Raw genomic sequence first — 13708 nt, 5'->3', positions numbered from 1 at the left:
GAGGCTTGAGGAACTGTTGATCAACGATACCATATAACCCAAAGGAGAGATTCCCATGCGTTCCCTTGCACCGAAAATGATGAGTGTAGCCTTATGCTTGACTGTAGCTGCCGGCTGCGCCAAAGCCGAGCCTGTCAAGCCTGCCGCAACGGCCGGCACCGCTGCTCCTTCCTCTACCCCGGCCCCAGCGGCCAAGGATGAGAAGGTCGAACTGACCTTCTACTATCCGATTGCGGTGGGCGGTCCACTGACGGCGAACATCGAAAAGATGGCGCTGGCATTCAACAAAGAAAATCCGAATATCACGGTAAAGCCGGTCTACACCGGTAGCTACGCGGATACCGCAGTCAAGACGCAGGCCGGCGTGCAGGCCAAGACGCCTCCCGATCTCGCCGTGCTGCAATCGACCGAGCTGTTTAGCCTGCTGGACATGAACGCGATTATCCCGCTGGACGAGTTCATCGCTCAAGAGGGCGGGGACAAATATTTGTCCGATTTCTACCCGGCGTTTATGGCCAATTCCCAGACCGGGGGGAAAGTCTACAGCATTCCGTTCCAGCGCAGCACGATCGTGCTTTATTACAATAAGGACAAGTTCAAGGCGGCGGGACTCGACCCCAACAAGGGCCCGCAAACCTGGGATGAGATGAAGGACTATGCCAAGAAGCTGACCAAGGACGGCACATGGGGACTGGAGATTCCGGTATCCGGCTTCGCTTACTGGATGCTGCAAACCTTCGCTCTGCAGAACGGCAAGAACCTAATGACCGAGGACGGCAAGAAGGTCATGTTCAATACGCCCGAGAACATCGAGGGGCTGAAATATTGGACGGATCTGGCGAAGAAGGAGAAGGTTATTCCAGAAGGCGTTACGGAATGGGGAACGGTGCCATCGGACTTCCTGGAAGGCAAAACGGCTATGATGTACCACACGACGGGCAATCTGACGAACGTCAAGAAGAATGCCAAGTTTGACTTCGGTGTCAGCTTCCTGCCTAAGAACAAGAGCTTCGGCAGCCCGACGGGCGGCGGCAACTTCTACATCTTCAAGGACATTGACAAGAAGAAGCAGGAAGCGGCCTGGAAGTTCGTCAAGTTTATGACCGAAACGGAACGTGCTGCTCAGTGGAGTATCGACACCGGCTATGTAGCCGTTAAGAAATCCGCCTATGAGACGGAGACGATGAAGAAATATGCAGCCGATTTCCCTGCGGCTCTGGTCGCACGTGACCAGCTGCAATATGCAGCCGCCGAGCTGTCGACTCATAACAACGGCAAAGTCATGAAGGCCTTGAGCGACCAGGTGCAGGCGGTTCTGGCAGGCAGCACGTCGCCGGAGGATGCGCTCAAGAAGGCTCAGGAAGAAGCGGACAAGGCGCTCGCTCCATTCAATAAATAATCGTCCGAGCCGGACGACGCCAGCTAACATGCAGGATGAAGCTTCGTTGCGGACGGCTAGGGCAGGGTCTTCAGCCGAAGGTCCCCCAACCGGGGGCCAGGCGGCAAGCCGCCGGTCCCTCCGCACCGGGCTTCTCCATTTTTCTTAATCCGAGTTACGCCAGGAGGTCCACATTGTTAGGGTATACGAAATCACGGAAGAGCTGGAAGACCAATGTTTTCGCCTGGCTGCTCCTGCTGCCATCCCTTGTCTTTTTGTTTCTATTCACGTTCTATCCGATTGCCAAGACGATCGGACTTAGTCTGTATCAAGCGGACTTGGCTACTCCTGTGCCTCAGTTCGTCGGACTGGATAACTATACGCATCTGATGGATGACTCCATCTTCTGGAAGGTCATGGGCAATAACCTGTGGTTTGCGCTCGGTACGGTCCCGACGTCCCTCGCGCTGGCTTTGCTGATGGCGGTATTCGCCAACAAGGCGCTGCGGGGAACAGGGTTTCTGCGCACGGCGTTCTTTTATCCCACGCTGATTCCGATGATCGCCGCGGCTAACGTATGGCTGTTTATTTACACTCCGAAGTACGGTCTGCTCAGCCGGTTCATGCAGGGGATCGGGCAGTCGGATATCAACTGGCTCGGATCGCCGGAATATGTGATGTGGGCGATGGTTGCCATGGTGGTCTGGAAGGAAGCCGGGTATTTCATGATTTTCTATTTGGCCGGCCTGCAAAATATTTCGCCGGAGCTCTATGAGTCGGCACAGGTTGACGGTATCGGCCGCTGGACGGTTTTTCGTAAAATTACATTTCCGCTCTTGATGCCGACGACGTTGTTCGTTTCGATCGTGGCGCTGACCAATTCCTTCAAGCTCGTCGATCATCTGGTGATCATGACCAAGGGCGGGCCGAATAATGCGAGTAATCTGCTGCTGTATTATATTTACGAAACGGCGTTCAGTTTCTGGGATCAGGGGATCGCTTCGACGCTGACGGTGGTTATGATAGCCGTATTGCTGCTGGTGGCTGCGCTGAATTTCTTCGGACTGGACAAGAAGATTCATTATCATTAATTCCTGGCTGCCATGGGCGGCAGAAAGAAAGGCGATGCTATGCCGTTCAAAACGATGAACATAAGCCGCTGGCTTCTCTATATATTCGGTTTGCTGTGGCTGGTGCCGCTGCTGTGGATGACGGTCACCGCTTTCCGTCCCAAGCAAATCGCGTTATCTCCTTCATTCTCGCTAGAGTTCACTCTGGCAAACTTTGAGAAGGTCTGGGAGGCAGCTCCCTTCGCTCAATATTATCTGAACACGGTGATTATCGTCGTAGGCGTATTCGCCGTGCAGATGGTGACCGCCACGATGGCGGCGTTCGCGTTCGCCCGCCTGGACTTCCGGTTCAAGAGCGCGGTGTTCATGCTCTTCCTGGTACAGATTATGGTGCCGGCGGATGTGCTGATCTTCCCGAATTATAACGTACTGAAAGACTTGTCCCTACTGGATACGAAGCTTGGTGTGATGATGCCGTATTTTGCCTCGGCCTTTGGCATTTTCCTGCTGAGGCAGACCTTCAAGACGCTCCCGCCGGAGCTCGACGAAGCGGCCGTGATGGAGGGCTACACCAAGTGGCAGGTGCTCTGGAAAATTTATTTCCCGCTGTCCCGGCCGGCGTATATCGCTTTCGGTCTGGTATCTGTAAGCTATCACTGGAATAACTTCCTCTGGCCGCTGATCGTCACGAACTCGGTGGAGAATCGTCCGCTGACCGTAGGGCTGGCTATATTCGCTCAGTCGTTCGAGATTGGGGCCCAATGGACCGAGGTGAGTGCTGCGACGCTGCTCGTTATCGTGCCTCTGCTGGCCGGATTTCTGCTCTTTCAGCGCCAGTTTATGAACAGCTTCATCCAATCGGGCATTAAGTAGGAGAAAAAGGAGGTTGGTTCTTGGATGTCCATGCGTACGGATTGTGCCGTATCGACCTATGCATTACTGGAATTGTCCTTGGAGGAGGCCGTGATCCGGCTGATTGGGGAGGGCTGGAAGGCCATCGAGATCATGGGAGAGGGCCCTCATCAGGAGCTGCTGGACTGGCCGGAGGACAGAATCGCCTGGCTGAAGCGGCTTGGCGAGGAGCATGGGATTTCCTGGACGGTCCATGCTCCGATCACCGGCTGCAACCCGGCTGCGAGCGATGGCGTGGCAAGGCTGGAGGCCGAACGCATCGTTCTCCGCAGTCTGCATATTGCAGAGGAGCTGGGCTGCAGCTATATCGTGCTTCACCCGGGGGAGCTCGAGCCGATTCCGCAGGAAGCGGAGACTGCTGCAGGGAGAGGCTGGAGCTTAGCCGAGCATGGTACCTGGGAATGGAAGGCCTCGCGTACGGATCAGGAAGAAGCCATAGACCCAGAGCTAGACGGAGAAGAGCCTTCGGAGCAGAATGAAGGTCCGCGGGTGGCGCTCGGTCTGGAGGAAAGCAAGGAAGAGGTCTATGCAGGACGGAGTCTGGAGGCAGCGGCGCATCGAGTGGCGGTTTTTCTTAGGCATATTGTCAAGGAAACCCACGGCTCACGGGTCCGGATTGCGCTGGAGAACGTTCCGCCTTATCCGAATCTGGTCGGGGTGGACACGGTTTTTCTGGAACGTGTGCTTCTGTTGACGGATTCGCCGAGGGTCAAGATCGTATTCGATGCCGGACATGCACATCTGACGGGAGAGGGCAATTGTCTGCGCTCGCTGGAGCGGGTACTGCCCGATCTGGAGGCTGTGCATCTCAGCGATAATTATGGACAGAACGACGACCATCTGGCTTTGGGCACAGGGACAGTTCCTCTGGAAGCATGTGTGGCCATGATCATCAGATCCGGTTTCCAGGGGACTTGGGTGCTGGAGATGCGTAATACGGCCGACGCGCATGCTTCGGCAGCCTGGATGGAACGGCGGAGGGGAATATCCCCGTTCATGGCTGCTCTGCAGGCAGACTCCGACGCGCGTATTCCGGAAGGCTTGAGCTGAGAGAACGCAGAACAGGCCCCGCAGGAGCGGGGCCTTGGCATGTTGCAGGGGTGAGGCGGTTACCGCTTCGGATACAGCGGGTAATCGACGGAGGACGGTACTTCGATGCCGAGGATGCGAAGCGTTTCTCCTTCCGGGGCATGCAGCTTGACCTCGGACGCGCTATCCGCACGCATAACCATGAAGTCGCGATGGCGGAAGGCGGTTAGCGGCTGAGGGGAACCGGCATGCTCCCAGGTGCCGCCGCCGCGAATTGCGAGGGCCGCCAGCGTACGGCCTGCCGGAACCGTGTAGGTGAAGGAGCCTCCGGGATCTACCTCCAGATCCCAGACCTTGGCATCGGCTACAATCTCGATAGGCGAGTCCGCTCCGATGACGGTCTTGAAGCGGAAGCCATCTCCTTCCCGGACGGGAAAATCTTCATGCTCGTACTGGCGATAGGTCGGCTGGCGCAGCAAAGCTGCTTCGAGCTCCGGCTCGAACCAGATTTGGAATGCCTCCATATCAGGTCCGATGAAGTGCTCCTGGTGAGAAACGCCGGAGCCGGTCTGCATCACTTGAGCGCCGCCTGGTCCGACCACACTGCGGGTACCCAGGGAATCACCATGCTCCGCTTGGCCCTGCACGACGTAAGTCATGATCTCGAAGGCCTTGTGAGGATGAGAGCCGATATGGCCTTCTTCCGGCGAGAATGCCCAGGCCCAGTAGAATAGCGGGCCGATCCGTTTGACGACCGAGCCTTCACCTGAGAAGCCGATCGGTTTTTGCTCTGTGATTTTACCGCCATTGAAGCTTCCGGAGCCTTGCATGGAAGGGGTATAGACCATGATTTGCATCATAAACATCTCCTTTTTCCTTAATATTAAGATAGTTGAGCAGAAAATGAATGAAACGAGGAGGCAGCCGGAACTTCAAGTCTCCGGTCGGCAACCAAGAAGCGGCTTGGATAGCCGCTAATCCTGGCCGATTCTTCTAGCTGCCGCCCTGCTTGAAGCTTTCCTTGGCCTGAAGCCCGAGCTTCTTGAGCAGGTCGATCGCTTGCCGCTTCTCTTCAGGGGTCAGCCCGGAGACGGCTTTGTCTATGGCCTCCCGATGCTCAGGGAAGACTTCGCTCAGCAGGGCGACGCCGCGCTCGGTAATCTCGGCGAAGCTGACCCGGCGGTCGTCCGGACATGGCCTGCGGATGACGAGCTCCTTGCCCACCAGCTTGTCGACGACATACGTAATATTGCCGCTGGTCATCAGTACCTTTTCCCCGATCTGTTGAAGCGGCTGGGGACCCTTGTGATAGAGCAGCTCCAACACGCCGTATTCAGTCGGATTCAACCCGTGCCGCCGGATATCCCGATGCGCATGCGCGGTGACCCACTCGCAAGCCCGCGACAGCACGATGAACAGATGCAGGGAATCGTCCCGTTGTTGACTCGACATGGGAATCATCTCCTTTCGGTGAGGTTGATATCAGGTTTCGTCTGTCTTTATCTTAATATTAAGATAATTGAATCGGCAAAAAAAGTCAAGCGTCCGCTTCTTCTATAGCGTGAGGGATGGATCGACATCACTGCGTAGTATATGGTAGAAGGACATTCATCGTGCGAGGTGGCGTCATGGAGGTATCTGAGCAAGAATTAGTCCGGCGCCTGCTAGCGCGGGACCCGGCAGCCCTCGAAGCGGTCATCGACCGTTATGGCTCCTGTGTGCATGAACTGGCGAGCCGTGTGCTGGCAGGGATCGCCAGCCAGGAGGATGTGGAGGAATGTGTGAGCGATGCCTTCGTGGCTGCTTGGCACAAGATCGAAGCGTTTGATCCGGGACGCGGCAGCTTGAAAACCTGGCTGTATATTCTCGCCAAATATACAGCGCTCGATTATCGGCGCAAGCTGGGAGCCAGGCCCGGACAAGAGAAGCTGGAGAGCGAGCTGCGCAGCGCAGAGGATGTGGAAGAAGCGGTGCTCCAGCGGCTGGAGTCCGAAGATATCTTGAGATTGCTCGATACGCTCGACCGGGTCGATCGGGTGATCTTTTTTAGGAAATATATGTTCTACGAGTCGTTAGAAGTCATCGCCCAGTCGCTGGGGCTCACGCGCAAGGCGGTAGAGAACCGCTTGCGGCGCGGACGAATGGCTCTCAGGCAGCGGATGAGCCCGGAGATGAAGGAGGGATGGTCATGAGCAGGGATAAGGATGCGTCATGGTATGAGCTGCTGGAGAAGGTGGATCAATCTCGTGCCCTCCAGCAGCTTGGCGAGTTGGAGCTTGGGGAGGCTGAGCCTGCTGGTGAGGTGGTACTGGGCCGGATCAAAGCCCGGGCGCTGGGTAAGCTGGGCTTGCCGCAGATGGCTTCAGGAGGTCAGGGGCTCCTGGAAGCGGACGCTTCCGGTTCGGTGCTGGAACTGAAGGGAATGGCTCAGGAGGATGGACGTCAGCAGGCCGCCCAGGCCGATCCGATCCTGCTCATGGCAGAAGCAAGCTTCCGTGCAGATGCCGGTGTCGCGGATGGACAGAGGGGCAGGAGCGACAGCCCGTCTGCACAGACAATGGTCATCGCTGAGCGAAGAGTCGGCGTCCAGGGAGGGCTTCGCAAGCGGAGCCAGCGGATCGCCGCGGCAGCGCTCGCGGCGGCCATCTTGCTGCTGGCGGCCATGGCTGCCGGCTCGCCTGAGGTCAGAGCCCAGCTGAGCAAGGCGATTCAATTCATCCCCGGCTTCGGCGCGGTGCAGGATAAGCAGGAGCAGATGATCCGTTACGTACTCCCTGATCCGTTGACCCTATCGGTTGGCCAAGGAAAGGTTCAGCTTAGAGGGCTGACGATTGGCGATAAGTATGCTTATGCCACGCTGAATGGAACCGGGACTCCTCCGGTGAGGGCTTTTAAACTCATAGACGGCAGCGGACAACAATACGAGTTTCGATCCGTCATGATGGTTGAGTCCGGTCAGTGGACCGGAAATCTTGAGTATAAGGGGGTTATTCCCGTAAACGGACCGATCATGCTGAGCATTGCGGGGATGGATGCCTCCGTTGCGTTGAACCTCACGGTACCAAGCCATGAAGATACGATTGAAGAGATGGGGGCTACGGATACGCATCAGGGGATCAGCCTAACGGCGGTTACCCGGACGCTGGAGGACGGGCGGACGAATGTAACCCTGGTGCCGCAGGTGCCGGAAGGTGTACGGATTACGAACTATGGGACGACGAATGGTCCGGGCGACCTTATTATCGACACCTTGACCTTGACCGAGGAGAGCGGGGGCCAATTGGCCTTGAGGCGGGAAGAGATATTCCCGAATCCGAATGAATTTACCTTTGTCAAAGAAGGCTCGGGCCCTCTCACGCTTACGATTCCTGAGCTGGCCCTTACCCGCCGCCTGACGAAGCAGCCGGTCCTGCGCATTCCCATTCCTCAGGAAGGCGTCATGGAGCTGGGGCAAACCGTTGATGTCGGAGGGTTTCCCGTCGAGCTGCTTCGCGTGGAACGATTGAGTAAAGAAAACTCGGGAATGTGGCAGGAAACGATCCGCCTTCATCTCGATATGCATACGGATCTGCGCGCACCGGAATCGCTGTTATATTTTTTCCCGGACCCTTTCAAGGATTACGGAGGACTTTCCTTTGTGACGGACGAACATACTCAAGCAGCCATCACGATGGATCTGGGTGTGAGCTCCAAGGACCGGGAATATGTATTCCATGTACAGGAGCTGAAGACCGTGGTTCGTGGGCCGTGGACCTTGGAGATTCCGTGACGTAAGGCGGCTTCGTATGGAACTGGGCTAAGATTCTGAACGGCTGGGTCTATCGGAGAAAAGGTCGGAAAATGATTGGACAAAAGGCGAGGAGCTGCCTAAAAGGCTGTGGAAAAGAACATCAGAGAGCAGTCCCTGAATGCCTGGGGGACTGCTCTTTGTGCTTTCGAGAGCGGAGCTCTAGCTCTTAAGCTTCGCAGCAGACGAGCGCACGATCAGCTCGGAGGGCAGGATGATCGTGCGCGGCTCGTCCTGCGAACGGCCCTCAATCCGGTCGATCAGCCATTGCATGCCGAGCGAGCCGAACTGGTAGGCCGGCTGGGCAGCCACCGTCAGGAAGGGATTAAGGGCCGAAGCAAGGCCCAGGTCGTCGAAGCAGACCACGGACATGTCGTCCGGCACTTGCAGGCCTTGAGCACGCAGACCTTGAATGGCGCCGATGGCGAGAAAGTTATTGGCCGCAAAAATAGCCGTAGGCGGGTCCGGCAGATGCAGCAGCTGGCTTAGCGCCGTCTCATTCTGAATCTCCCGGTAGTTGGCGTAGAGGACGAGCGCTTCGTCGTAGGGGACATCATTCAGCTTCAGTGCTTCCTTATACCCGACGTGCCGCTGGCGGGCGGTCGAGACGTCCTCCGAGCCATTGATGAGCGCGATCCGCCGATGGCCGAGCGAGAGCAGATGCTCAACGAGTCGCCGCGCGCCTTCCTTGCTGTCCCCGAGCACGGTATCGGCCTGGATGCCGGGCACCTCGCGGTCGAGCAGGACAAGGGGCATGTTGTGCTTCTGCAGCTGCTGCAGATGGGCAGCCGACCCGTCCCCCGTAGGAGCGAACAGTACCCCGTCCACACGCGTGGAGAGGATCATGTCCACGTAATCCTTTTCCTTAGCGTAGTTCTCGTCGCTGTTGCCAAACAGCAGCTTGTACCCGAGCCGCTTGGCCGTATCCTCGGCGCCGCGCGCCAAGGTCGTATAGAACGGATTGGTAATATCCGTGATCAGTAGGGAAATGATATGTGTCTTCTGCAGCACGAGGCTGCGTGCGTTAGAATTCGGCACATAATGCAACTCTTCCATCACTTGCTTGACGCGCTGACGGGTGGCGTCGCTGATTTTGCCGCTGTTATTGATAACCCTCGAGACGGTCATCGCGGATACATTGGCTTTTTTAGCGATATCGTAGATCGTAATCAACCGTGACGCCCCTTTCTGGTTATAGCCTAGGTTTCATTGTATGTAAAAAAGTGATTGACAGCAAGTCATTCCGTTGATACTTTTATGTTATCGATAACATTAACATTTTGGAGGCTAATGAGATGGCACATTCGATTGAACCCGGCGCCGATGCGCTGGTGATGGACGAAGCGGATCACGTTGCGACAGCACTCAAGGATTTGGCTGCAGGCGAATCGATCCGTTATCGGATCGGCGCTCGCGTCGAGGAGATCTTACTGCTGGATGCCATCCCGTTCGGGCACAAGATATCGATCGTTCCGATGGAGCAAGGCTTTGACGTTCGCAAGTATGGTGAGGTGATCGGACGTACGGTATGTGCGATCGAGCCGGGCAGACATGTTCATGTTCATAATATCGAAGGCATTCGGGGCCGCGGCGATCAGGCGGTAGCGAGGTAAGATGGCTATACGGGCAAGCTAGCGCTTAACCATGGCCTACAGGCAATCGATAGATGAGCCAGGGAAGCGGGCTGGCCTGTAAAGAAGCTTGGCCTGGCGCGGAAAGAGGAAGCCGGGCATGAGGTCAGCTGGAGCATGGGGAATCAGAGATTAAACTCGCCGGCGTCCGGTAAGCGGCAACGCAAGCACGGAACGTAAGCGGTTACGAGAGCATTCAGCGTATACATTTCAACCAGGGAGGCAGTCGCATATTATGACAACCATTATGGGATATGAAAGGTCCAATGGAGATATCGGCATCCGCAATCATCTGCTGATCATTCCGACTGTGATTTGTTCCAATCAGGTCTGTTCCCGCATCATGCAGAATGTGCCGGGAGCGGTCGCGATACCGCATCAGCACGGCTGCAGCCAGATCGGCGCAGACAAAGACCGCACCTTCGATGTACTCGCAGGTACGGGCAAGAACCCCAATGTCGGGGCCGTACTGATCATCAGCCTCGGCTGTGAAGTGGTCGATCCGCAGGCACTTGCGGAGGCGATTAGAGTTACCGGTAAACCTGTCGAATTCTTCGATATTCAGAGCGTCGGCGGGTCGGTCAAAGCGATCCAGCACGGCACGGAGCTGGCCCGCAAGCTGATGGCCGAGCTGGAGCAGCAGCCGAAGGTGCCGGTGCCGCTGTCCAAGCTGAAGGTCGGCGTCAAGTGCGGCGGTTCGGACGCGACCTCCGGTCTCGCTTCCAATCCGGCACTGGGCGCAGCGGCCGATTCGCTGATCGAGCGGGGCGGTACGATCGTCATCGGTGAGACGACGGAGATCATTGGCGCGGAGCATGTGCTGGCAGAGCGCTGCGCGACACCGGAAACGAAGGCACAGCTGTACCACATCGTTGACCGCTTCGAGAAGGAAGTCGAGCGGATGGGCGCGGACATGCGCGGCGGCAACCCGAGTCCGGGCAATATCGCGGGCGGCTTGTCCACGATCGAAGAGAAATCGCTGGGCTGTATCAGCAAATGCGGCACGGCGCCGATACGGGGCATCGTGGAATACGCGGAGCATTTGCCGGAGGGCGGCCTGTACTTCATGGACTCGCCGGGCAATGATATCGAGTGCGTCTCCGGCATGGCGGCGGGCGGAGCGCATATCGTCTGCTTCACGACCGGACGCGGCACGCCTACGGGCTCGGCGGTTATCCCGGTCATCAAGATCACAGGCAACCAGCGGACCTTCGAGAAGATGGAGGACAACATGGACGTAGACGTCAGCGAGATGCTCGACGGCACACTCGGCCTCGGCCAAGCGGGCGACCGCATCTGGCAGGAGATTCTGGAGGTCGCGGAGGGCAAGCTGACCAAGGCCGAGGAGCTGGGCCATCAGGAGTTCAGCATCAACCGGATCGGGCCTAGCCTGTAACGGACCGAACGAGAAGGAGGAAGCTTTGTGACAGCGACAGAGACACTGGGCAATACGGAATGGCTGGACCTAGATTATAAGCCCCGGGTGCCGCAGGACCGCTCGATCGGCATCGCCATTGTGGGCGCAGGCGAGATTGTAGAGGCCTGCCACCTTCCGGCGTACCGGATGGGCGAGCTGAACGTGGTCGGTCTCTACGACATGGATGCGGCCAAAGCCAGGACGCTTGCTGATAAGTTTGGCATCGCGAAGGTGTACGGCACGCTCGATGAGCTGCTGGCCGATCCGCAGGTGCGCGTGGTTGACTTGGCAGTGCCGGCCAAGGCGCAGCCGGGGATCGCGGCCCGGGTGGCTGAGGCGGGCAAGCACATGCTCTGCCAGAAGCCGCTGGCTGAGACGTACGCAGAGGCGGTGGCGATCGCAGACGCTTGCTCCCGTGCCGGGGTAAAGGGCGCGGTCAACCAGCAGATGCGCTGGTCGCCGGGCATCCGGGCCACGCATACGATCATCCGGCGCGGCTGGCTCGGAGAGCTGCTGCAGGCGTCGATCGCGGTCAATGTCAAGCAGGAGTTCGCCAATTGGGGCTGGCTGCGTACGATGCCGACGCTGGAATTCATGTACCACAGCATTCACTATATTGATGCGATCCGTTTTCTGTTCGGCACGCCGGAATATATCTATGCGGACGGGGCGAGGTTTCCGGGCCAGCAGTGCGTCGGCGAGACGCGCACGCTGCTGCATATGAAATTCCCCGGCGAGGCGCGCGGCCTGATCCACGACAACCATAACCACATCGCGGGCGAGGAGGACTGGTACGCGACGTACCGGTTCGAGGGCACCGAGGGGATCGTCAAGGGTACGAACGGCTCGCTGTACAATTACCCGGTCGGTCGGGAGGATACGCTCAGCTTCCATTCGAAGCGCGTGCATCCGGACTACTGGTTCACGCCTTCCCTGCACGGCAAATGGTTCCCGCATGCGTTCCTCGGCACGATGGGCGAGCTGCTGCGGGCGATTGAGGAGGACCGCGAGCCGGAGAACAGCGTGCAAGACAATTTGCTCACGATGCAGATCGTGTTCGCCGCTTACCGGTCGATGGCTGAGAACCGTCCGGTCCGTCTGGAGGAGATCGCTCAGGAGGAGGCAGTCTCATGCTAAAAGGCATTCCTGCGATTCTATCGCCTGAGCTGCTGGCGATTCTGATGGAAATGGGCCATGGAGACGAACTGGTGCTGGCCGACGGCAACTTCCCGGCGGCTGCCTGCGCCCGGCGTCTCGTCCGGGCCGACGGGCACGGCATCCCGGAGCTGCTCGACGCCGTGCTCCAGCTTTACCCGCTCGACTCGTATATCGACGAGCCGGTTGCCCTGATGCAGGTCGTGCCGGGCGACCCGGTCGTACCAACGATTTGGGACCAGTACCGGGAGATCGCAGACCGCCATGAAGGACGGCCGATCCGGCAAGCCTTCGTGGAGCGGTTCGAGTTCTACGAGCGGGCCAAGAAGGCGTATGCGATCGTGGCTACCGGAGAACGGGCGCAGTATGCCAATATCGTGCTGACCAAGGGCGTTGTACTTCAGCAGGCCGGCGGGCCGGAAACTGGAGCGTGAAGACGATGAGAATCGATGCGCATCAGCATTATTGGAAGGTCGAGCGTGGAGATTACGGCTGGCTGACGCCGGAGCAGGGCATCCTGTACCGGGATTACGGCCCGGATGAGCTGTGCCCTGAGCTGGCGCAGCAGCAGATGGAGCGTACGATCGTCGTGCAGGCCGCTCCGACCGTGGGGGAAACCCGGTACTTGCTTGAGCTCTGCGAGCGGGAGGAATCACTCGCGGGCGTTGTCGGCTGGGTCGACCTGGAGGATGACGGGGTGGAGCGGCTGCTGGATGAGCTGGCCCGCTCCCCGTACTTCAAGGGTGTTCGTCCTATGCTCCAGGATCTGGAGGATGACGCCTATATCCTGCGCTCTCAAGTGCTTCGCTCGCTGTCTCTGCTCGCCGAGCGGGGACTGACGCTGGACATCCTTGTCCGGCCGCGCCACCTGCCCTATGTGGCGGAGATGCTGGAGCGCGTGCCGGAGCTTGCAGCTGTAGTCGACCATATCGCCAAGCCGGCCATCGCTGGCGGCGAGTTGGAGCCATGGCTCAGCGGGCTGGAGAAGGTAGCGTCACACCCGCAAGTGTTCTGCAAGCTGTCCGGCCTCGTGACGGAAGCAGACCTGGCCCATTGGACGGATGCGGACATCCGGCCTTATGTGACCGAGGTGTGCCGGCTGTTCGGGCCGGAGCGTCTGATGTTCGGCAGCGATTGGCCTGTCTGCTTGCTGGCGGCAAGCTACGGCGAGGTTGCCGCCTTGCTGGAGCGCCTCCTGCCGGATAGCTGGGGCGAGGCGGAGCGGGCTGCCGTATTTGGCGGCAATGCGGCACGTTTTTACCGGATCTGATTCCGGGCGCTGCCGGGAAGGAAGCTTTGCAAGCGGTTGACCGTACACGAAGCTGCGGT

14 protein-coding genes are annotated in these 13708 nt (G+C 58.3%); 11 read left to right on the top strand and 3 right to left on the bottom strand.

From position 1 onward, the window contains the following. Positions 1-55 precede the first annotated feature (55 nt). The 4 genes from WMW72_RS06555 to WMW72_RS06540 all read left to right on the top strand — a co-directional run bounded on the left by WMW72_RS06555 (position 56) and on the right by WMW72_RS06540 (position 4410). Positions 56-1399 (top strand): ABC transporter substrate-binding protein, encoded by a 1344-nt coding sequence (locus WMW72_RS06555; protein WP_341414637.1) that lies wholly within the window; start codon positions 56-58, stop codon positions 1397-1399. A 173-nt stretch (positions 1400-1572) separates the two neighbouring features. Beyond that, positions 1573-2469: a carbohydrate ABC transporter permease gene (locus WMW72_RS06550; RefSeq protein ID WP_341414636.1), complete on the top strand. Its 897-nt coding sequence runs from the start codon at positions 1573-1575 to the stop codon at positions 2467-2469. 54 nt (positions 2470-2523) lie between these two features. Continuing rightward, positions 2524-3321, top strand: coding sequence for a carbohydrate ABC transporter permease (locus tag WMW72_RS06545; RefSeq protein ID WP_341414896.1), 798 nt, complete (start codon positions 2524-2526; stop codon positions 3319-3321). 24 nt (positions 3322-3345) lie between these two features. Then, a complete protein-coding gene (locus WMW72_RS06540; RefSeq protein ID WP_341414635.1) occupies positions 3346-4410 on the top strand; it encodes a sugar phosphate isomerase/epimerase family protein in 1065 nt (354 codons plus the stop codon). Positions 4411-4469: 59 nt separating this feature from the next. Here WMW72_RS06540 and WMW72_RS06535 read toward each other — a convergent pair whose 3' ends face one another. Together WMW72_RS06535 and WMW72_RS06530 are read right to left on the bottom strand one after the other, a co-directional pair. Next, positions 4470-5246: a pirin family protein gene (locus WMW72_RS06535; protein WP_341414895.1), complete on the bottom strand. Its 777-nt coding sequence runs from the start codon at positions 5244-5246 to the stop codon at positions 4470-4472. A gap of 136 nt (positions 5247-5382) precedes the next feature. Beyond that, positions 5383-5841 (bottom strand): MarR family winged helix-turn-helix transcriptional regulator, encoded by a 459-nt coding sequence (locus WMW72_RS06530; protein WP_341414634.1) that lies wholly within the window; start codon positions 5839-5841, stop codon positions 5383-5385. Between the two features lie 176 nt (positions 5842-6017). On the opposite strand from WMW72_RS06530, the gene WMW72_RS06525 reads away from it, so the two are divergent. Next, positions 6018-6581, top strand: a complete 564-nt coding sequence (locus WMW72_RS06525) for a sigma-70 family RNA polymerase sigma factor (protein WP_341414633.1) — start codon at positions 6018-6020, stop codon at positions 6579-6581. Then, entirely contained in the window at positions 6578-8158 is a 1581-nt protein-coding gene (locus WMW72_RS06520) for a hypothetical protein (RefSeq protein WP_341414632.1), read from the top strand. Before WMW72_RS06525 ends, WMW72_RS06520 begins: the two co-directional genes overlap by 4 nt. A gap of 180 nt (positions 8159-8338) precedes the next feature. Here WMW72_RS06520 and WMW72_RS06515 read toward each other — a convergent pair whose 3' ends face one another. Next, positions 8339-9349, bottom strand: a complete 1011-nt coding sequence (locus WMW72_RS06515) for a LacI family DNA-binding transcriptional regulator (protein WP_341414631.1) — start codon at positions 9347-9349, stop codon at positions 8339-8341. A 122-nt stretch (positions 9350-9471) separates the two neighbouring features. Here WMW72_RS06515 and WMW72_RS06510 point away from each other — a divergent pair, with 122 nt between their 5' ends. The 5 genes from WMW72_RS06510 (at position 9472) to WMW72_RS06490 (ending at position 13649) form a co-directional block, all read left to right on the top strand. Then, entirely contained in the window at positions 9472-9789 is a 318-nt protein-coding gene (locus WMW72_RS06510) for a UxaA family hydrolase (RefSeq protein WP_341414630.1), read from the top strand. Between the two features lie 253 nt (positions 9790-10042). Further along, positions 10043-11203, top strand: coding sequence for a UxaA family hydrolase (locus WMW72_RS06505; RefSeq protein ID WP_341414629.1), 1161 nt, complete (start codon positions 10043-10045; stop codon positions 11201-11203). A 27-nt stretch (positions 11204-11230) separates the two neighbouring features. Next, positions 11231-12361, top strand: a complete 1131-nt coding sequence (locus WMW72_RS06500) for a Gfo/Idh/MocA family protein (protein ID WP_341414628.1) — start codon at positions 11231-11233, stop codon at positions 12359-12361. Continuing rightward, positions 12355-12813 (top strand): RbsD/FucU family protein, encoded by a 459-nt coding sequence (locus tag WMW72_RS06495; protein WP_341414627.1) that lies wholly within the window; start codon positions 12355-12357, stop codon positions 12811-12813. Before WMW72_RS06500 ends, WMW72_RS06495 begins: the two co-directional genes overlap by 7 nt. 5 nt (positions 12814-12818) lie before the next feature. Then, positions 12819-13649 (top strand): amidohydrolase family protein, encoded by an 831-nt coding sequence (locus tag WMW72_RS06490; protein WP_341414626.1) that lies wholly within the window; start codon positions 12819-12821, stop codon positions 13647-13649. Positions 13650-13708: the final 59 nt, after the last annotated feature.

Source organism: Paenibacillus filicis (genome assembly GCF_038070315.1).
GTDB lineage: Bacteria > Bacillota > Bacilli > Paenibacillales > NBRC-103111 > Paenibacillus_G > Paenibacillus_G filicis.
The sequence above is the reverse complement of the archived record's forward strand: the minus strand, read 5'-3'. Positions and strand labels throughout refer to the sequence as shown.